General features: G+C 59.0%; 17 protein-coding genes and 7 pseudogenes. 8 read left to right on the top strand and 16 right to left on the bottom strand.

Translation table 11 applies throughout. The features are described from left to right. Nucleotides 1-388: pseudogene (locus tag AC1DZU_RS30530) on the top strand (hypothetical protein); the annotation flags it as partial. Between the two features lie 289 nt (nt 389-677). Continuing rightward, nucleotides 678-1,130: a Ros/MucR family transcriptional regulator gene (locus AC1DZU_RS30525; RefSeq protein WP_477290514.1), complete on the top strand. Its 453-nt coding sequence runs from the start codon at nt 678-680 to the stop codon at nt 1,128-1,130. A 135-nt stretch (nt 1,131-1,265) separates the two neighbouring features. Here AC1DZU_RS30525 and AC1DZU_RS30520 read toward each other — a convergent pair whose 3' ends face one another. Next, nucleotides 1,266-1,487, bottom strand: coding sequence for a DUF768 domain-containing protein (locus tag AC1DZU_RS30520; protein ID WP_477290512.1), 222 nt, complete (start codon nt 1,485-1,487; stop codon nt 1,266-1,268). A 222-nt stretch (nt 1,488-1,709) separates the two neighbouring features. Here AC1DZU_RS30520 and AC1DZU_RS30515 point away from each other — a divergent pair, with 222 nt between their 5' ends. Beyond that, nucleotides 1,710-2,309, top strand: a complete 600-nt coding sequence (locus AC1DZU_RS30515; protein ID WP_477290510.1) for a hypothetical protein — start codon at nt 1,710-1,712, stop codon at nt 2,307-2,309. A 258-nt stretch (nt 2,310-2,567) separates the two neighbouring features. Here the strand turns inward: AC1DZU_RS30515 and AC1DZU_RS30510 are convergent, their stop codons facing one another. From AC1DZU_RS30510 to AC1DZU_RS30490, 5 genes and pseudogenes are all read right to left on the bottom strand, one after another. Then, on the bottom strand, nt 2,568-2,786 hold the full coding sequence (locus tag AC1DZU_RS30510) for a hypothetical protein (RefSeq protein WP_477290508.1): 219 nt from the start codon (nt 2,784-2,786) through the stop codon (nt 2,568-2,570). 806 nt (nt 2,787-3,592) lie between these two features. Continuing rightward, a complete protein-coding gene (locus tag AC1DZU_RS30505; RefSeq protein WP_477290506.1) occupies nt 3,593-3,793 on the bottom strand; it encodes a hypothetical protein in 201 nt (66 codons plus the stop codon). Further along, nucleotides 3,790-4,621 (bottom strand): annotated as a pseudogene (locus tag AC1DZU_RS30500) (ATP-dependent DNA ligase). Before AC1DZU_RS30500 ends, AC1DZU_RS30505 begins: the two are co-directional and overlap by 4 nt. 540 nt (nt 4,622-5,161) lie before the next feature. Then, on the bottom strand, nt 5,162-5,395 hold the full coding sequence (locus AC1DZU_RS30495) for a hypothetical protein (protein ID WP_477290504.1): 234 nt from the start codon (nt 5,393-5,395) through the stop codon (nt 5,162-5,164). Beyond that, a complete protein-coding gene (locus AC1DZU_RS30490; RefSeq protein WP_477290502.1) occupies nt 5,395-5,631 on the bottom strand; it encodes an ATP-dependent DNA ligase in 237 nt (78 codons plus the stop codon). The genes AC1DZU_RS30495 and AC1DZU_RS30490 overlap by 1 nt, the downstream gene beginning before the upstream one ends. Nucleotides 5,632-5,645: 14 nt before the next feature. Between AC1DZU_RS30490 and AC1DZU_RS30485 the strand changes: the two are divergent. Continuing rightward, nucleotides 5,646-5,795 (top strand): annotated as a pseudogene (locus tag AC1DZU_RS30485) (ATP-dependent DNA ligase); the annotation flags it as partial. A 180-nt stretch (nt 5,796-5,975) separates the two neighbouring features. Here AC1DZU_RS30485 and AC1DZU_RS30480 read toward each other — a convergent pair. The 5 genes from AC1DZU_RS30480 to AC1DZU_RS30460 form a co-directional block, all read right to left on the bottom strand. Then, nucleotides 5,976-6,302: a hypothetical protein gene (locus AC1DZU_RS30480; RefSeq protein WP_477290500.1), complete on the bottom strand. Its 327-nt coding sequence runs from the start codon at nt 6,300-6,302 to the stop codon at nt 5,976-5,978. A 360-nt stretch (nt 6,303-6,662) separates the two neighbouring features. Further along, the gene (locus AC1DZU_RS30475; protein WP_477290498.1) at nt 6,663-6,779 is read right to left on the bottom strand and encodes a hypothetical protein; all 117 of its coding nucleotides are present in this window, start codon (nt 6,777-6,779) and stop codon (nt 6,663-6,665) included. Next, complete coding sequence (locus AC1DZU_RS30470; RefSeq protein ID WP_477290496.1) at nt 6,758-7,204, bottom strand: cytochrome b; 447 nt, start codon at nt 7,202-7,204, stop codon at nt 6,758-6,760. The genes AC1DZU_RS30475 and AC1DZU_RS30470 overlap by 22 nt, the downstream gene beginning before the upstream one ends. Before the next feature lie 150 nt (nt 7,205-7,354). After that, on the bottom strand, nt 7,355-7,663 hold the full coding sequence (locus AC1DZU_RS30465; RefSeq protein WP_457155907.1) for a hypothetical protein: 309 nt from the start codon (nt 7,661-7,663) through the stop codon (nt 7,355-7,357). 510 nt (nt 7,664-8,173) lie between these two features. Beyond that, a complete protein-coding gene (locus AC1DZU_RS30460; RefSeq protein WP_477290494.1) occupies nt 8,174-8,416 on the bottom strand; it encodes a hypothetical protein in 243 nt (80 codons plus the stop codon). 276 nt (nt 8,417-8,692) lie between these two features. Here AC1DZU_RS30460 and AC1DZU_RS30455 point away from each other — a divergent pair. Continuing rightward, nucleotides 8,693-9,396, top strand: a pseudogene (locus AC1DZU_RS30455) (DUF4142 domain-containing protein). A gap of 25 nt (nt 9,397-9,421) precedes the next feature. Then, nucleotides 9,422-10,016 (top strand): annotated as a pseudogene (locus AC1DZU_RS30450) (hypothetical protein). A 96-nt stretch (nt 10,017-10,112) separates the two neighbouring features. Here the strand turns inward: AC1DZU_RS30450 and AC1DZU_RS30445 are convergent. Continuing rightward, nucleotides 10,113-11,264: an extracellular catalytic domain type 1 short-chain-length polyhydroxyalkanoate depolymerase gene (locus AC1DZU_RS30445; RefSeq protein ID WP_477290526.1), complete on the bottom strand. Its 1,152-nt coding sequence runs from the start codon at nt 11,262-11,264 to the stop codon at nt 10,113-10,115. 1,472 nt (nt 11,265-12,736) lie between these two features. On the opposite strand from AC1DZU_RS30445, the pseudogene AC1DZU_RS30440 reads away from it, so the two are divergent. Then, nucleotides 12,737-13,247, top strand: a pseudogene (locus AC1DZU_RS30440) (Ros/MucR family transcriptional regulator). Between the two features lie 385 nt (nt 13,248-13,632). On the opposite strand, the gene AC1DZU_RS30435 reads toward AC1DZU_RS30440, so the two are convergent. The 3 genes from AC1DZU_RS30435 to AC1DZU_RS30425 form a co-directional block, all read right to left on the bottom strand. Next, on the bottom strand, nt 13,633-13,878 hold the full coding sequence (locus AC1DZU_RS30435) for a hypothetical protein (protein ID WP_477290492.1): 246 nt from the start codon (nt 13,876-13,878) through the stop codon (nt 13,633-13,635). 530 nt (nt 13,879-14,408) lie between these two features. After that, nucleotides 14,409-14,969: a DUF2062 domain-containing protein gene (locus AC1DZU_RS30430; protein WP_477290490.1), complete on the bottom strand. Its 561-nt coding sequence runs from the start codon at nt 14,967-14,969 to the stop codon at nt 14,409-14,411. A 156-nt stretch (nt 14,970-15,125) separates the two neighbouring features. Continuing rightward, nucleotides 15,126-15,731 (bottom strand): BA14K family protein, encoded by a 606-nt coding sequence (locus AC1DZU_RS30425; protein WP_477290488.1) that lies wholly within the window; start codon nt 15,729-15,731, stop codon nt 15,126-15,128. A 203-nt stretch (nt 15,732-15,934) separates the two neighbouring features. On the opposite strand from AC1DZU_RS30425, the pseudogene AC1DZU_RS30420 reads away from it, so the two are divergent. After that, nucleotides 15,935-16,132, top strand: a pseudogene (locus AC1DZU_RS30420) (PAS domain S-box protein); the annotation flags it as partial. A 666-nt stretch (nt 16,133-16,798) separates the two neighbouring features. Here the strand turns inward: AC1DZU_RS30420 and AC1DZU_RS30415 are convergent. Further along, on the bottom strand, nt 16,799-17,869 hold the full coding sequence (locus AC1DZU_RS30415; RefSeq protein WP_477290486.1) for a DUF1236 domain-containing protein: 1,071 nt from the start codon (nt 17,867-17,869) through the stop codon (nt 16,799-16,801). Nucleotides 17,870-18,446: the final 577 nt, after the last annotated feature.

The following is an 18,446-nucleotide window of genomic DNA, read 5'->3' as shown; positions in this document are numbered from 1 at the left end:
GTATATTTCGATCATCGGCGGCTGCCATTTCTGCCACACGGAAGGATACCGTGAAGCCGATGGGAAAATCGATCCGGCCAAGGCGCTCAAAGGCTCCTCCATTGGCTGGCAGGGTCCCTGGGGCACGACCTACGCTGTAAATCTCAGGGGTTCGGCAAGGGGCTTTGATGAGGACGCTTGGGTCGACCACCTCAAGAACAAGGTCCAATTGCCGCCGATGCTCTGGTACCAAGTCCAAGCCATGACCGAAAGCGACATGCGTTCGGTGTATGTTTACATCAAATCGCTCGGACCACCCGGCGAGTCGGCACCGTATTACCGGGAGCCCGGCAAGGAGCCGAGGACACCCTATGTCACACTAGTGCCACCTCAGACGCCGAAGAAGTAACGAACATCCCAATACACGATGGGAGTAGGCGTGCGGCGTTCGGATTGGCCAGTGATGTTGGCTGTAGCCGTTGCGAAAGCTGGGGTCTCTGGAGTGGACAAGTTGGCCACACCAGCGCCTTCGAGGTTTCCACCATACCCTAGCGATTCTTCACCTTCGGCGTGATCTCCTCGATCCGCGCCTTGTCGCCGACCTCAGTGCGGCTTTTTCGTCCGGCGGGGCGGCAGGTTGCGCACTTGAGGGCGCTCTAATAATAAAACATTGATTAGAGAACGAAGGGCACCAGCATATGACCGACGAAGCCGACCACCGCGCCGCTGAATTGGCAGAACTGACGGCCGAGATTGTATCGGCATTTGTCAGCAACAACCCCATCCCCGCAGCAAGTCTGCCTGACCTGATCGCGTCGGTTCACAAGTCAATGTCCGATCTCATGCGGCCAGTGGCAAGACCAGCCGAGCCGCAAACACCAGCGGTCAACCCTAAGAAGTCGGTGTTTCCCGACCACATCGTCAGCTTGGAAGACGGCCGCAAATTCAAGTCGATGAAACGCCACGTTGGCTTGCTTGGCATGACGCCAGATGAGTATCGCGCCAAGTGGGGTTTGCCGCATGATTATCCAATGGTCGCGCCGAATTACGCCGCGAAACGATCAGCCCTGGCAAAGGCAAGTGGTCTAGGTCGTAAGGCTGCGCCGGACACGCCAGCTAAGAAGGCGACTATGAAGCGAAAGGCGAAGTGACGCGCCTTTCCATCACCGAAGAGCTTGAGAGCGCCGCAGACCGCATCGCGGACATGTCGCGAGCGGATTTGCAGATCATCCTTCGCCGCGCTGCTTTGATGCTAGCGCTACCCAACCGTAGGTGGCGGGCAAGGTCTATTCGGGCAAACCCGCATCTTTGTGCACAATCGCGTCGAGGATCGTTCGATGGAGGCTGTCGACTTCATCGCCGATCTCGATCCCCCGAATTCCTACCACCGCCGCGTCAGCAATCAACTTGTGCGTGAGTTCGTCGACCGAAATGAAATCGGCCTTCGTCGTCTCGTGGACGTTGTTGGCAAACCATTGATCCAGGAAGTTTATTCCGTGTGTGCTCATTGGTCCATAATCTGCGCACGAATATTAGGTTCCGTATGTTGGCGCGATCGAGAAAGGAAAGCCAATGGCCGTAAGATCTCCCCCAACCGGTCCACCGTCGACTCTCCTCACCGCGCCGATCGAGCTTGCCGGCGACTGGGGACGCATGCTTGAGGGCGCGGCCGATCAGGTTGTCGAGCGGATGCGGCATGCATGCCTTGACGGCGTCCGCCTGGCAGCAGCATGGCCTGGATCATCGTTGACATCGGCGAGCGCGACTGGTCCAAGCTCGCCTACCAGTTCGGGCACGAGCTCGGCCATGTCACGGCCAACAGTTGGCAACCGGATGCCAAGCCGGCGACTCCCTGCCAGTGGCTCGAGGAAGCCCTGGTTGAAGCATTCTCGCTGCGAGGCCTGGGGCGCCTGGCGAAGGACTGGAAGGAGAACCCGCCGTTCGCCGGCGACAATGCTTTCGGCGATGCCATTGCCGCTTACCGCGAGAACATCACCCGCGGCTATACCGCGCTCGCCGACAGCCAGGGGCTGACGCGCGACGCCGCGGCGTGGTTCGCCGACCATCGTGGCGAGATCGAAATGCCCGCCCTCAATCCGTTCGCCCGGGCGATGTCTGTGACCATCCTTGCCGAATACGACAGCGCGCCGGACTGCGTCGAGGCGCTGGGCGCACTCAACCGCTGGCCCAGCCGCAGCGGCCTACCGATCGCCGAATATCTCGGGCGATGGGAGGCGAGCTGCGCCGAATTGCTCGCTTCGCCCAGATTGCCGATCCGCCTGCGTGATCTGCCAGGATCGGACCGCAGAGGCAGACCAGCGGTCCCTTAGCTGACTTCCTAGAGGATCATTGAAGCTGACTTCCTAGAGGGATCATTGAAATGCGTCGGGTCCGCTGTCGACGGCTCCAAAAGCGCAGGGGCCAAGAGGGGCAAGGCCCTTTATGATCCCTATGCGGGGAGCAATAACACCGGGCGGGTACAAACGTTCCGTCGGCTGAAAGATATATCCAGCCGCAAACCCGTCGGAAAGTTCCCAGGACCGAAAGCCAGACCGCGCGGTTTGCTCGGCCGGCGCCATTGGCGTTCCTTAATTGTGGGTGTCCAACAAGAGTGCAAGCTTTCTGGCTGCGGCGCCTTCTACAATCAGTTCCTCCAAACCGCTGTCGCCGACGCGCGATTTGTTGACGCGACGCCTGATTACACGGAGCGCTTCAGATATCGAAACTGCGGTGGTCTTCGCGTCATCCAGATATCGACCCACTTCAATCACGGCATCTGCATCGATGTCCAATGGCAATTCTCGCATGGCACACCCTCCCGTGGCACCCGAACCTTGCTTCCCGAATTTATCGCACTGAAATGACTGAGACCACTATACAACTGACAGCCGAAACACAGCATCATCAATAAGAAGGAAGCCCGCGCCTTCCGTCATGCCTAGCGCCTATTCGGCTTTCGGCGTGATCTCTTCAACCCGAACCTTGTCGCCGATCTCTTTGGCCATATCGAAAGCAGCCTGCTTGTCCTTCGTGGTCAGCGTGGTGCGTCAGTGCGGCTTCACACGCTGACGACGTAGGTTGTGGCCGGCTGGTCGATCATCGCCAGAACCGTTGCGTTCCTTCATTCTGCTTCACTTTAAATTAGCAGAAGCGCATAAGGTTTCCAGCTGGCGGCGATGTTCCTCGCAAGCACATCCCGCCGGTTAGGCCCGGTGCCCTCGCCCCACCCAACAAGTGTGCCGGGCCGCCCAATTCAAACCCCTCTCGGCAGAAAGACCCGCCACTCCATTTGCGAAGCGACGGGTCTTCACCCCACCCAATCTGTCAAATGCAATTGCGGTGCCAAACCTATTGATCCATTACGGGTCACCACCGCACCAGCGGACCGCCGGTGGCAAGTGCTGGAAAAGGTGGCTGGCGCCCCTGCTTTTGACACTGAACAAACCAGAGGGGTACCGAGCCTTTGCCGGCGGCACTTTGAGGGAAACGGCGCCGAGTAGTGAGTGTATCGCTCTCGCCAGAGTTGTTGGAATACAGCCTTTTGGATGAGGCCCGCGCGGCAAACGCTGGAGCTTGTCTTAATGTGCACCGGCCAAGCGGTCGCATGTCCGCTTTAGCGCAACCCTTGCATGATGACTTCGAACATTGCGCCGATTTCTTCATCGATCTCTTCGCCGGGAATGCCTTGCGTTCCCGCCGCCTGTTTTGCCTCCACAGCCATATCGATCACCAGCAGAACCGGGTCGATGATCGGATCGTCCGGCAAATGGTCCGACATCCAATGGTAGAGAAAATCACTGCCGCGCTTGCTCATTCTTCCCGGAAGTCCTGCAGGGAAGCATGCCGCAAGTCTTCCTCGCCGCGCAGGTGCTTTACGCGGCCGATCAGCCCCGGCTTGACCCATTGCGTCGCCGGCCGCTTCATGCCCGTCGGCGGTGGCCAAGCCGGTCACGGATTGCGCCCCGAGAGTTGATGAAGGCCGAGCCGACATACCTCCCGGTCACGCGATCGGCCATCAGCGCGAACGCAGGCTTGCCGGCCTCGCGCTCGATGCCGAGCAGCTCGTATTCGTCGATCGTGTAGCATTTCGCCTTCAGCCAGTTCGTCGACGGGCCGCTGCGGTATTTGCTATCGCGCCGCTTGGACACCATCCCCTCGAGCCCGGCTTGATCGACCAGATGAAAGACCGCCTTGGCTTCACCTGGCAGTGGTTCGCTGAACTGAATCCGGCCGCCCGGCTCGATCATGCCTGCCAGGATCTTGCGGCGTTCCTCCAGTGCCATGTCGCGCAAATCATGGCCGTTGAGGTGCAGCAGGTCGAAGGCGACGAAATAGAGGTCGTGCTGCCGGCTTGTGATTGCCTTGCGCAGCTCGCCGAAGTCTGACAGGCCGGCGTCGTTGAGCACGATGATTTCGCCGTCAACGATGGCGCTCTCTGCGCCGAGGCTCGCCGCCTCTTTCACCAGGTCGCGATACTTGGCTGTCCAGTCGTGGCCGTTGCGCGTGTAAATCCTGGTGCCGTCTTCGACGATGATTAGCTGAGAGCGGTACCCGTCAAACTTGACTTCGTGAATCCATCCATCACCCTCAGGAGGCTTCTCCACCAAGGTCGGCATCAAAGGCGGAACAACTTAAGACGCATGAACTGACCCGCAACCCGCGATTCAATTAGCGTGCGCTAAAATGGTTCCGGAACTTTTTAGGCAAATTGAATGTTCTGATGGCGTGAAGACAAAACTCAGCGAACTCGGCCCGCCGATTGCCGGCCAGGGTCATGGCGGCGAACCGGAGGACGAGCGTGAGAATTTCTATCCCTGCCCAACCTGCGGCCAGTTGGTCGATATGCGGGATCTTCGGCAAATTATTTGGCATGAAAGGCCCGGGCATAAACCCCTCGATCTCGGACCATGAATGCAAAAAGCCGCCATGGCGCGATGGCTAGAACCAAACTTTCCAAGCAGCTTTCAGAGGCTGAAATCGAGCGCTTTCTGGTGGAGGCGGAACGACTTCATAAGAGCATCGTCCAGCTGTCGAGGATCGTTCGATAGAGGCCCTGCTGCCACGGCGAATGCCGTAATTCCGTCTGGCGATGACAATTTTCATATCTGCCTACACCCGACCGAGGAGCACGAAAACTGCTTTTTCGCGCCAGCACAAGCGCCGTAGGCCTGCGCCCCAAACCTCAATTTTCTTCCCGAAAATCCTGCAGCGAGGCATGCCGCAGATCGTCCTCGCCGCGCAAGTGCTTCACTCGGCCGATCAGGCCCGGCTTGACCCATTGCGTGGCCGGCCGCTTCATGCCCTTGGGAGGCGGTCCTGCGTGCTCCTGGACTCGCTTCCATAGCCGTTCGCGGATGGCGCGGCTGGAGTTGATGAAGGCAGAACCGACATACTTGCCGGTTGCCCGATCGGCCATCAACGCGAAGGCTGGCTTGCCGGGCTCGCGCTTCGTAGCGCGGCGAAGTCAGATAAGCCGGCGTCGTTCAGAACGATGATCTCGCCGTCGATGATGGTGGCGCTTTCCACATCGAGCAAGGCGGCAGCGGCGGCTAGATCGCGATACTCCGACGTCCAGTCGAGCCCACAGCGGGTGAAAATGCGGACGATGTTGCCGTCGAGAACGATCTGGGAGCGGTAGCCGTCGAACTTCACCTCGTGAATCTAGCCGGAAGGCGATCACTCGGCGCCAGCAAGACCTCTATTTCGTCGCCTTCGATCTTCTGCACCTGAAGGGCCACGACCTACGCGACATGCCTCTTGAAGACCGTCGCGAGATCCTGGCCGAGATGATCCCGAAGGGAGGTCACATCCAATTTCAGCGTCGCCCTCGGGGAGGCTTCTCCACTGGCATCATCGGGGATGAACTTCAAACGCATGAACTGTCTCGCAAGCCGCGCTTCAATTAGCATGCGCTAAAATGGTTCCGGAACAATTTAGGCAAATTGGATAAGATGACCCGGCTCTCGCGCTCGAGGAGCCGGGCCATAGGGCTAAGATCAGTAGTCGTTGTTGTTGTCGTCCTGCTGGATGATGACGTGGCGATGCCGATGCATCGGACGGTCGGCCGAGCCCGTGATGACGACCGCATCGCGGCCGCCGTGATGCCGGCGCTGCCAGGCGCGCTGGCCATTGTCGTAAAACGCCTGCTCACCATGATGGCGGTGATGGAGACGCTGTCCGTCCCGATAGATGGCCATACCGTCGTTGTTGTTGTTGTCGCTCCAATGATGGCGATGATGTCGGTGGGTCTGGATGACGAACGTTTCGTCTGCCGAAGCCACCGCAGGCGCGGCCAAGCAGAGTGCCAGCGCGCTCAGGATCATGACTTTCATTTCGAATTCTCCAAAAAATGAGTTGCCCTTCGCGGGGTAAACATGGCGCGACCGCTTTGGTTCCGTTGCCACGGCGCGTCGGTCGTTTAGGGATTGATCTTCACCAGCGGTCTACGAGTGGCATCTAAAACACAAAAAAGCCCGCCACCTTTCGGCAGCGGGCCAGGGTCTTATGGAATGCTGGGGATCGAGCCAGCACAGGGTCAACGAGCGGCGTAGGGGTTGGTTGCGAGCATGGATCCCCCGCATCGCTACAGGATGCTGCTTCTCTGGCCCGCCAGCGCGCGTTCTTATCCTACAGCGCGGCAGCGTCCCGAGCGGCCCAATACCCATCCGTGGCCAAGCGGAGACTTACTTTGCCCCCTTCGGAAGCATCCTTGTCAAAATCGCATCTCGGCGGACGAAATGATGGTACAGCGCAGCCAAGGCATGCAGGCCGACGGCTATCAGAATGCCATCCGCGCACAATGAGTGAAGTTCTCGGATCGTGCGAGCCGTAGTTCGGTCAGGTGCAAAGGAGCCGGGATCGTAAACAGGCCGAAGAAACTCAACTCGTTACCCCTGAACCAGGTCAAAAAGATGCCTAGAACAGGGATCGCAATCAACAATGCATACAGGACAAGGTGACCAAACTTGGCCGCCGCCCACTCTGGCGCCGACATCTCTTCCGGAAGACCGGGCGCTCCTCTCAGGCCGCGCAGGACGACCCGCCAAAGCACGAGACCGGCCAAAAGAAGGCCAAACGAAATATGCAGCCGCCAGATGGAATCGACCGTATGATCGCCACGAGGCAACAGGTCCTCCCCGTAGGTCAGTGCGTAGAGCAAAAGGACAAGCACGAAGAGAGACCAGTGCAAAAACTTCTGGGTCGAAGTGTACGCGCCAGATGTCATCCGGCGAGGGCTCCTGTTAAAAAATGGATACCTTCTTCCGTTGGCTTCCTGGCCGACTTGTGGCCGCCAAATTACGGTTTTTGTAACGATCACGGCCCGGTCTGCCTTTCCAAGGTGTCCAGCCGCGCGGACTGTCGGGGGCTTAACGGCCTAACGGTGGCGGGCCTCTTCAAGGCACGAGAACGCGAGGTAGCCACACTCACGGCACTTGAGGAAGCCCTGGTCATCTCTCCACTGGTCAACCATGGGCTCCTGCCTTGCTCGCCATACCCAGCAGCGCGGACGTTGAGGCGTATCGTTTATAAGGGGCTGATACGTATCTAAGCGGGCACCCGCAGCGACCTTGTCGTCCAGATCGGATTCCAGTTTTGCCTTGGCTTCATCGTGCAGGTCCAGCCTGCGCCTGAGGTCTCCGGCCTTCTTCATCTCGTCGAAAGCCAACCGCTCGGCGTCGCGCATGAGGGTTTCCCTGAAGCCGACCATTGCTGATGGAGGGCAATGGCCACGCGGAATGCAAGATGGCCCTATGAGGTACACCCGAATGAGATACCGCGAGCCTCACGGTGGCGGGCTTTTCAATTCAATTCGCACAGGGCCATTTGAATTGCGGCGCGGACCCATACTGATCACCCGCCCGGCATGAGCAAGATGAAGCTCACGATCTGGATCGTGCTGGCGGTGCTGATCGTGGTCGGTATATATCTGTTTTTACAAGCGGACGCGCCCGATTGGTCATAGCGCATTTGATCGCCTATTCGCGGTCGTCTTCGCCAGACGCTTCCACGGAAAGGCGCTACTCTCGCAGTCGCGCCGTCTTGGCCTCTCTCGCCAGACGCTCAGCCTCAATTGTCAGTTTCGATTCGCGAAAGCACGCCCAATCCGTTCCTTGTCGACGCGTGGTCGGGTCATGAAAGCCTCCACCGCCAAGAGACCATGAATTCCTAGCCGGCAAAAATGTTCCTAAATCCATCAACTGGTCGATTGACGCGGCTCGCTCACGCCAGTTTCGTCAATTTCCGCTTCCATCTGGTCGCCGACCAACCTGGCCTTATCCGCGCCGATGATGGGTTCACCATCAAATCCTTGCAGCCATCCATCGGCGGATTCGTACCAGACCTCGGGCACCACGCGCTCCTTGCCGTCCTTTCGAGCCTGCAGGCCATACATCCAAGCGTAGGTGATGCGCTCCTGGTCCTTCTTAGCCAAGGCCATTTTCGTCTACCTCCACCCCTCTCCTCGCGAATCCGAAAATGCCCGCCTCGGTTTGTTTTGCCCCACCCCGAGACGGGCTGTGGAAGCTGTAGAGGCAACTTCCATGCCTTGGCCACGGGGAGCAAACCAAGGCACAGTCAAAACTTCACTCCGATGAGAATGTTCCTCGGCGAATATTAGCAATCCTTTGACAGCCAAACCGACCGGTCCAGAGCGCGGTCGCCACTCTCCTAGCCATAAATAGGCGCTTAGGCCGCACTGGCCACAGCTACAGCTATGTCTTTCGCCCTGCCCGCCCTTGCTGCCGACAGCGCGCAACACTTTGTCGACAAGGCCGCGGCAGGCGGAAGTGGATTCCAGCAAGGTTGCCGAAACCAAAGCACACGACCAGAGCGTCCAAGGATTTCGCGCACAAGATGATTGACGATCATGGCGCGGCCAACGCCAAGCTCGTGACAATCGCCGGCGAGCAGATGCTGACGGTCCCGAAGGAACTGGACGGCAAGCAAAAGGGCAATGTCGACACTCTGCAAAATGGCAAGGATCCGATCGACGCACCCTACGTCCAGATGCAGCGCGATGCGCATTCCGATGCCGCCAAGCTGTTTGAGAGCTATGCCAAGGATGGCGACAACGCTCAGTTAAAGACCTTCGCCCAAGAGACAATCCCGACACTCAAGATGCATCAGGAGATGATCGAAAAAATCGCTTCCAAAGATCGGTGACAAGTCGGCGGCCACGACCTCGACGACCCCGGCGGTAGCCACCACCGAAACCACGAACCCCTCCGCCCCCGTTCTGGTGCGAATAGCTTCACCGAGGATCAGGCCAAGGGTCGCATTCAGGACGCCGGCTTCTCCGATGTGTCCAAGCTGGCCAAGGATGATCAGGGCATCTGGCGTGGTCAGGCGAACAAGGGCGGCAAGACCACGGCGGTGGCGCTCGACTATCAGGGCAACGTCGTTGCCGGCACCAACTAACAAAACAGAAATCAGGAGATTCAAAATGAAAACTGTGACCGGACTATTCGACAATTATGACGACGCTTCCTGGCGAGCTGGAAGCGACGGGTGTTCCGCATTCCAACATCAGCATCGTCGCTAACAATGCGGACAATCGGCGCGACCATGACAGATCCAAGGCCGGAGACGATGCCGCTGGCGGCGCCGGACTAGGTGCCGTTGTCGGCGGCGCTGGCGGACTGCTGACCGGGCTTGGCCTCATGGCCATTCCGGGCGTTGGTCCGGTGGTGGCCGCCTGATGGTTGGCTGCCACTGCAGTCGGCGCGGTTGGAGGCGCCGTCGTCGGTGGCGCTGCCGGGGACATCGTCGGAGCCCTTACTGATTCCGGCGTCGCAGAGGACGATGCCCACGTCTATGCAGAGGGTGTGCGTCGTGGCGGCACGTTGGTCACCGCCAAGGTAGACGACCCGCTGGTGGCAAACGCCGAAAGGATTCTGGGGCAGACCAAGTCCGTGAACCTGGAAGAGCGTCGTGGAGAATATCAGGCCGGCGGATGGACAGGTTTCGACGCCGATGCCGAGAACTACGCCTCAAATGAAATTGGGCGAGACGGCGCTCGTCGCGTCAATCGCATCTAACCGCGCGAAACTTCCCGGCCGGAATTTCGACTTTTCGGCCGGGAGACCTTCTTGGCATCAAGCCTGTCGGTCTTACCCAGCCAAAGAGCTTTTGAGCTAACGCATCAAGCCGGCTGCGCGCAGAGCGTCCTCAATCACCTTGGTAATGCCTGTGGCCGAACCACCGCGAGCATCAGGCTGAGGCGCCTTTGCGGCATCGGCGCGTACTGCTCGCGGATTTCCCGCAGGTGCATAAGTCCTCACTTCTTTGCCCGCCGATCTTACCGGCGCTTCCGCAGATCTGGCTTCAGTTCGGCTTGTAAGACCCCAGAAATCCGCAATATGGCGTGTTGATGAAATACCGACGTCCAGCATGAATGGGGCGGCAACGCCCAAGCCATCGTCACCGAGCGTCCGCAGTGGCGTGCCATGGCCCATGCCGGCAATCGTGTATTTCTCGATCAACTCATTGCCGTCCGCGTCGCACCACACCTGACGTATCTGTCGATCGACCGTTTCTTTTCGGGTGGGGCTGGCGCCAACACCATGAACTCCTTGCCATTGAGCGAGAATGGAATCCGCGTTCGACGGGACCACTGTGGTGTCGGCCGAGCCCTGCCAGATTGAAATCTTCGGCCAAGTCCCTTTATGAGGCGAAGCTCGGGCCAAGCGTCTCTTGAGATCAGTTTTCGTTGGGCCGCCATGGCCACGCATGCGATCGAAGGCTTCCGGGATCGTCGACGCGCTGCCGTAGGCGAGCCCTGCTATGATTGCGCCGCCGACGAACACTTCCGGATATGTTGCCAACATCGCCGCCGCCATGGCGCCGCCGGCAGAAAGACCGGTGATAAAAATGCGCCGGTTGTCGAGGCCATGCTTTGTCACCATGGCTTGGATCATCTGGCGGATGGAGAGCGCTTCTCCACGGTCGCGCGTGATATCTTCGGGCACGAACCAGTTGAAGCACAAATTGGCATTGTTGCCACGCTGCTGCTCCGGAAATAGCAGCGCAAATCCCTGGTCGGTCGCCAGCTTCGACCATCCAGATCCATGATCGTACCCATCCGCCGTCTGCGTGCAACCGTGCAGGACGACAACCAACGCGGCTCCACGCGGGAGATTCTCAGGAACGTAGAACCGCCCCCGCAAGGCACCGGGATTGGATCCGAAACCGGCCATGTCGGACAAGCGGTCGTCGCGGTGAGCGGACAAACCCGGTCGGCCACGTATCGCGGCCAGGCGAGTGATTGTGTCTGACAGGTTTCGCAAATCGAGATCCTTAGCCGCCAGGGTGACGAAAACCGCGCAACAATGCACAGGCAACAACATCGTCGCTGCACTGCACAATAGCAAGCTTACGTGAGGTCATAGTCCAGCCGGCTCATGAGCGGCTCCGGTCGGCCAAATCGACTTTGTAAGGAACCCCGGGCCCTCGAGTTGGAGCCCAATGCGGGACAGCATTTGGCTTATTCGAAGGAACCAAAGTCGCGGGAGGAGCTTCAATCATTGAGCGCCCCGACAGCGCGCATCGAACATGCAGGAGGACGAAATGGGCTTTTTCGGCAAGGTGTTCTCGGGCCTAACCGGCAGGAGAGCACATGACAAAAAGACCACAGGGGACATGCGCAAGGCAACAGGCGCCGGGCCAGCCATAGCGGCACACTCCAAGGACGCAAGAACCTCCGCTGCCACTGGGCAAAACCAGCAAGCCGCTCGGAAGAAGGCGCAGAAGTAACGACGGAAATGGCTTGATGCCATGCACGGGCACCTGCCTTGCGGAGTGCAGAGGGGATGCTGCGACGGCGTCCTTGTTGTTCAATGGGCCTGAGAGCGTAGGATAGAGAGCAACCCAACACCCTTCTCGAGATGCTCTATCTCATCGAGGAACGCTCCCGTCCGTCTGCAGCGCCTTAGCCAGACGCGACCGATCACGGATGGGCTTGTCTTCAGGCAAGTCCCACTCAAAACGCAATTCGTCGAGAAGGTCAGAAATTCCTCCAGGCAGCAGCGGAGAGAGACTGTCCGGCCTGCCGGAAGCACACTGAGACGCTCGGCATGTGATTCTGTCCCCGCGACGGCGAGGCATGCGCTCATGGCAACCGCCCGGCGATGACGTGTGACAGGCTGTAGCCAACTGTGACGGAACCTAGACACCCGGGATATGTTTCACTGCCCGTAGCTCAAACCAGCACAGGAGGTTGCCCCTTGATCCCGAACCTCAGGCCAGCGCCGCCAAAAACTCCCTTTACTACTCTTCCGCTCCATTCCCTGGAGATAGAAATACGGCAACGCAAAGGCCAAAATCATACTTATGCCGATTGCACCCGCCATGTGACTGCCGCCGCCAAGAACCAAAAAACAGCAACCACACTGCCGGCTATCGCCGCCTCCGCCATACTAGCCCAGAAAGGATCAAATCGGGGCGGCGGCGCGACCGAGTCCGCCCGTTGCCTGGCCTTGAAGCTAATGCGTGCAGCATCCAATCTGACAATTCCCGATATCGACGCGGAAATGACCGGTGCAGGGGATGCTTGGGCGAAGCGAGCCGCACCAAGCCCAACGTGATATTAGATCGGGAAGGCTGGCTTTGTCGTTACGGGATTGCCTGTCGCCGATGGCTGTGGGCTACCTGTGGATAACTCGCTCGCGCAGGTATCTGTGTGCAGGCCCGGCGCGTGTTTCCCCTGGCCGCTCTCCTAGGCTGCCGAAGTGCCCCGCGCGTCCTGGCGCCCGCCTGCGGCATGCAGGAAGCGCACTGTAGACCTCAGGCCAGAGTTGCGCGGCTGGCAACGCTCGCGGAACTAACAGCGGAAGTTGTCTCGGCATATGTGAGCAAGAACCCACTTCCTGCCGCCGCATTGCCGGACCTTATCGCTTCTGTTCATGCTTCCCTGTCGGGCCTCAACAGGCCGGCAGATCCGCCTGCTGTGCCTCTCGTGCCGGCGGCAAATCCGAAGAGGTCGGTGTTTCCCGACTACATCGTCTGCCTGGAGGACGGCAAGAAATTCAAGTCGCTGAAGCGACATCTTGCTACTCACTTCAATCTCAGTCCCGATCAGTAACCGGCAGAAATGGAGCCTGCCGACTGACTATCCCATGGTAGCTCCTAATTATGCTGCCGCCCGCTCGGCGCTAGCAAAAGCCGCAGGCCTGGCCCGTAAGGCGCCGCCGGTAAAAGCGCCTGCGAGAAGGTTAAGTCGGCTTAGTTCTCTCTTCGTACCTCGACATGACGCAAGGTCAAGATTCAGCTAAAGGGTGAACCGCGGCGGACTTGGCGTCCGCTTTGGCCGGCGCCTTTCAGGCAACCTCCAGCGAGCGGCGCCGGCTTTTTCCTCGATCTGAAATCGTCAAGCGCCGTTGGGCGAAGCTTGCGTTCGCGCACAGGTTGCGCGATGCTGCCCTCGGGGAAATAAAGGGATGGGGCAATCCATGGCAGCCGAGATCAAGAGCGAGAAGCAAGCAATTGCCATCGACAAGTGGGAGGTAGCCATGAGTGAAGCAGTCGGAGGCGTCGTTCTACTACTGTTTCCGACCGAAGGTGATATTGTCCCGATCATACTTAGACCCGCTCAGGCAACAATGTTGGGCCACGATCTACAATCGCCCAAGTTCATACCGAAGCCGACAGTCCAATAATCTAGCGCCACACAGACAGCGCAACATGTTCGGTATGGCCCGCTTGCCTCCTGATGGCCGGCATTGGGGGGCCCATGTCCTGTTTCGCTAACGCTTCACCTTCGGCGTGATCTCTTTGACCCGCACCTTGTCGCCGATCTTCCTTGCCATCCAAGGCCTTGGCCGCATCCTTTGTGGTCAGCACGGTGCGCCAATGCGGCTTCTCGAACACGCTCACGATGTAGGTGGTGACCGGCTTGTCGGTCATCGCTTCCCCAATGTCCCCAGAAAGCCCGCGCCACGGAGGGACCGCTGGCGCGGGCCGGCTGATGATGTATGCCGCATCAGCCTGTTCCGGGTGCCAGTGACAACACACGGGACAGGAATTCAACTATTCGAAACGGCTAATGTTCAAGCCGGTTTGGTCCGCACGAACGTCGGCTTCCAGTCGCGGTTGCATCTCGCGTTGATGCCTTCGTAATCAGGAATGACTATGAAACTAGCCTTGTTGGGCGGCCATAATGCGGGCTTCTCGCAAGAGCGATGACCAACTGTGCGCGCCAAGAATGGCGATAAGCTGATCATTCCTTGGCACCGAGAGTGCGAAGCAGAGCACCAATTTCCGAACGTCCTGTTGCGCTCTCCGCAATCTTGGGCGCCACCCCCACGGTTCGCTACGATAATTTGGTACGGGAAGCAGGGCATTGTTGAGAAGGCGCCATTGATGCCGAAAAAGTCGCATGCGATCCGACGCGCCTCCCGCGATTTCGAACAGGCAGAGGGCTGACACGCGACGTCTTACTGAACGAGGCGGCTTCCTTTTTCGGCCAGTCGCTTACGTCTCTGTTCGCGGAAGGCTGTCATGCCATAGCGAGTGATCCCGTAGAATAACAGGCCAAAAATCAGCCCCAGTGGCACCGCGCCGAACAACATCGGCTTTAGCACCGGTTCCCACAGTTGCGAAATTGAAAGGGTTTGCAACATCTCACTCAGATGGGCTGGCGGGCCGTGAATTCGCAGGTGGTTGTTCAACATGATCTTGCCGGTCTCCCAGGACGCTCCCACAACAAGTGGGAAGGTCAGCGGATTGCCAAAGACAAATGTTCCTAAACCTCCCGCCACCATGTTTCCCGCGATCAGCCAGCACACAAAGGCGGCAATGGCGAAATGGGATCCTACCGGAAAGAACGACGCGAAAACCCCAGCCGCTACCCCGGCCGCTACTGCGTGTGGAGTGGCATTCAGGCGCAGAATGCGCTTCGAAAAATATTGAAGCGAGCGTGAGAACGACCGGCGCGGCCACACATAAGTGCGTAAGCGCTCTAAGAGACCATCAGGATTTCGGCGTCTAAAGAGCACTCTCTTGCCCACTTACAATGCAGTCTGGAGTTGATCCGATTGATGTCGTCTCTTTAAAAAAACAACCTTCTGAATTTGAACCAGCCAGGAGCCCCGTTGAGGATTGCAAGCACGATCGGGCACCGCCTTGCCGGTGAGTCGGCAAGCAGCGTGCCCCTATTCGCACTGGCGCCGCGGCCCGCCGGAATAGGGCTGGTAGCTGTTGTCTTCGGGACGGTAGGATCGGTAGCGGCTGAAGCAGGATTGGACGTGGTCGTCCGAAAGGTCTGCTGTTGCAACCAGAGGGCCGGCGCCTTCGACATAGCTAACTTCGGTGGGCTGTTGCGCGCCCTGGTCGGCGGCGATGATGTCCAGATAGGGCGACAGGCAGGGCCGCCGCTGGCCGCTATAGGACCTGTAGCTGTTGTCGTCGGGATTGTAGGAGCGGTAGCGGTCCGCGCACCAGCTGACATGGGCAGGTGGCAGCCTGACTTCCTGCTCGCCAGCGCCTGGCGCCACCGCGCTCGTATTGGTCGGATCGGGCGCCTGCACCGTCGCGGCGACGTCGGGCGCCGCAGGCTGCGCGGCAGCCACGCGCTCCAGGCCCTGCGCGGCCTTATCGACGGCCTGTGCGTCCTTGGTCCAAAGCTGCGAGACACTGTCGGCAGGCTTCGCCTGATGCACGGGCTTTGCGACAATCAGCCAAGCAGCGAAAGCTAGCCCGCTGGCGAAGACCGCAAGGGTCAGCATGAAGCCACTGACCAGTGCCAAAACCGCTTTCATCACACACTCCTTGAGACCCAGCTAATAGAATGCGGAGCGTCGGGACTGGTTCCAGCAAGCGCGACCGCGCATCGTGTTGGCGTGTCTCCCTGCACGAGCGTATACCAGATCACGCGGTAAAGACGTCAGAGGCACAATGAGCTGTTGCCGCGTGGAACAAAGTGCTCAGTAGCTTTATGAGTGCAAAGCACTAAATAGCGCAGATGCCTGACAAAAATCACCGAAACCCACAGCTCTCCCAGACCGCTGCAGAGCAGCTGGTTCAAAGTGTCGTCGATTATGCAATATTCATGCTCGATACCGAGGGCAGGATTCAGAGTTGGAACACTGGTGCAGAGCGAATCAAGGGCTACACCGCTGGTGAGATCATCGGCGAACATTTCTCGCGTTTCTATACGGAATGACATCATCGATGAGAGTCGGCCGGGGCGACACCCACGGGATCGAACCGCAGGCTGCGCAAAGAAACAAAGCGCACAAGATTGCCAAGTGCATCGGTGAGTGCCAGGATTTTGGTTGTCAAGCCGCCTATGGCCTGGCTTTAAGTCCCCCTTTTGCGCCCTGTCCCTGCGGTGGACCTTGACGATTCCATATCCGGTTCATCCGAACAGGCTCGAAAAGTCGATGAAAACATCAGCTTTGAGCCAAGCCGGGTAGCGCTTGAAAACGGTGTTCCAGCTCCCGAAGAAGGCTGGAAGGTCGTGGGCGCGTTTTCGCCTACCAGTATCCAACCGGATCCGGTCGTGAATCTTGCGCTTTCTTACATCCAAACCAGGTCAATGCCTGACCTTGCGGGGTGCTCGCTTCCGCATCAACTTGTTGAATGCATAATGAGGATGATAATTGGAATCGGAATACGGAGGAGCCAGAGCAAGATGCCGCGCCCATGAGAACCTCCCCACCGAAATGATTGGTTCCAACAAAAAGCCCGCTGCCTGGAAGAATCAGCGGGCTTGGTATGGTGCCGGCCGTCGTGGGGACATCTCCCGACGAGAAACGCAACGGGTTTCCAGTGGATTTGTTGACGTCAAGAAATACTGCGCTCTGGATAGCGGAACCAGATGCTCTCAACGAGATTGCATAGTCTCCACCGAAAAGACGGCACCAGGGGCCGCTTTGGATCTCGACCGCGAAGTTCGACACAAATCCGCAGACGTCGACGACCACGTGTTGGTGGCCTTACAAAAGCGAGTGAAAGTCAGCCGCGATTTGGCCTCCAGGATCGCCACGATCTCGTAGGTGTCCGGATCGACGATGACGATACGTCCGTCGGCCAGCACGAAATACTCGTAGCTTTCATAAGCCGGGACGATCTTGACGATACGGGCCGGCAGCCGATGCAGGCGGATCTTGTGCCGCGGCACCTCGACGCCGACCGAGATGTCGAAGTCGACACTCGCGACCGGCCGGACGTGGGTCTCATGGATGATCTGCGTGATCTGGGTCTTCTGTTCGACCGTCACGTTGTTTATCGAGGCCGTCTTGTTTTGGTCGGTCTGGACGTTAGTGTTGCCCTGGGCGTTCTGCTCGGTGGTTGTACCGGTCTTACCCTGGGCATTCTGCTGAGTCTGCATCTTGGTCGTACCCTGGGCGTTCTGCTCAGTGGTGGTGCTGATCTTGCCCTGGGCGTTATGCTCGGTGGTTGTGCCGGTCTTGCCCTGGGCATTCTGCTCAGTGGTCTTCATCTTGGTCTTGCCCTGGGCCTGCTCGTTCATCTTCGAACCCTTCGGGCAGTTTGCCATGCCAGTCTGGCACTTGGCCGTATCGTGAGCCTGCTCCTCGGTCTTGGTGCCAGCCTGACCTTTGGCCTGCTCAGTGGTCTTCATGTTGGTTTTGTCCTGGGCCTGCCGCTCGGTGCTGGTATCTGCCTTGCCCTGGGCCTGCTGATCGGTCTTCACCTTGGCCTTACCCTGCGCCTGCTCCTCGGTGTTGGCGCCGGCCTTGCCCTGGGCATTCTGCTCCGTCTGCGATTTCATCTTGCCCTGGGCCTGCTCGCCCGTCTTGCCGCCCTTCTGGCAGTCGGCCTGGCCGGCGGCACAATTGTCGCCTCCGCTCGGTTGTGCGGATTCGGTCTGCGCCATCGCGGCGCCGCAACCGACGCCGAGCGCGATCATGCTCGTGATCAGAAGATGTTTCATCTGATTTCTCCTCGAAAACCGGTCCCTTCACTCCGATAAATCACGGGCGAAAGGCATTGTTCCGAATTTGTGCGCAAACCCCGGTGACATTTTGTGGACGCGGGCGGCAATTTTTCAGGAATGGCCCGGCCGTGGCTGAAGCGCTCAAGAAAGTGGAAGCAACCTGGCGAAAATCCCACATATCGAACAGGTGGCCGCAGACCAGCCAGCCGATGAAATGGCTGGCGATCCCTCGTGCCGGTGGCCGGGTATCGGTTTGCCAAAGGAAGCACTGCACGGGCTAGGGGGGTGCGACGGCTGGGTAATGCCCTGGCTAGCGGCTCTTATCCTTGCTTGCCCCAGGCGCTGGCGATGGGCGCCCGAGACGTGTACGCCGGCGGTAGCCACAGGCAATGCCCGGCCACCAAGCCATCGCCAAACCGGCATCTCCGCAGATTAGCCTGTGAGCTTTCGGGAGAGCCGGACCGGGGAGACTGGAGTTACCAGGCTCTGTTGAGGCTCCACAACTAGCTGCGCTCGCGAAGCCCCGGAACAATGTAAGGGTGGTGATGTCTGAACCGGCACCGGGCCCGAGCGA

The sequence above is a fragment of the Mesorhizobium sp. P2_A12 genome (assembly GCF_056405075.1).
This window is presented reverse-complemented; position numbering and strand designations above follow the sequence as displayed.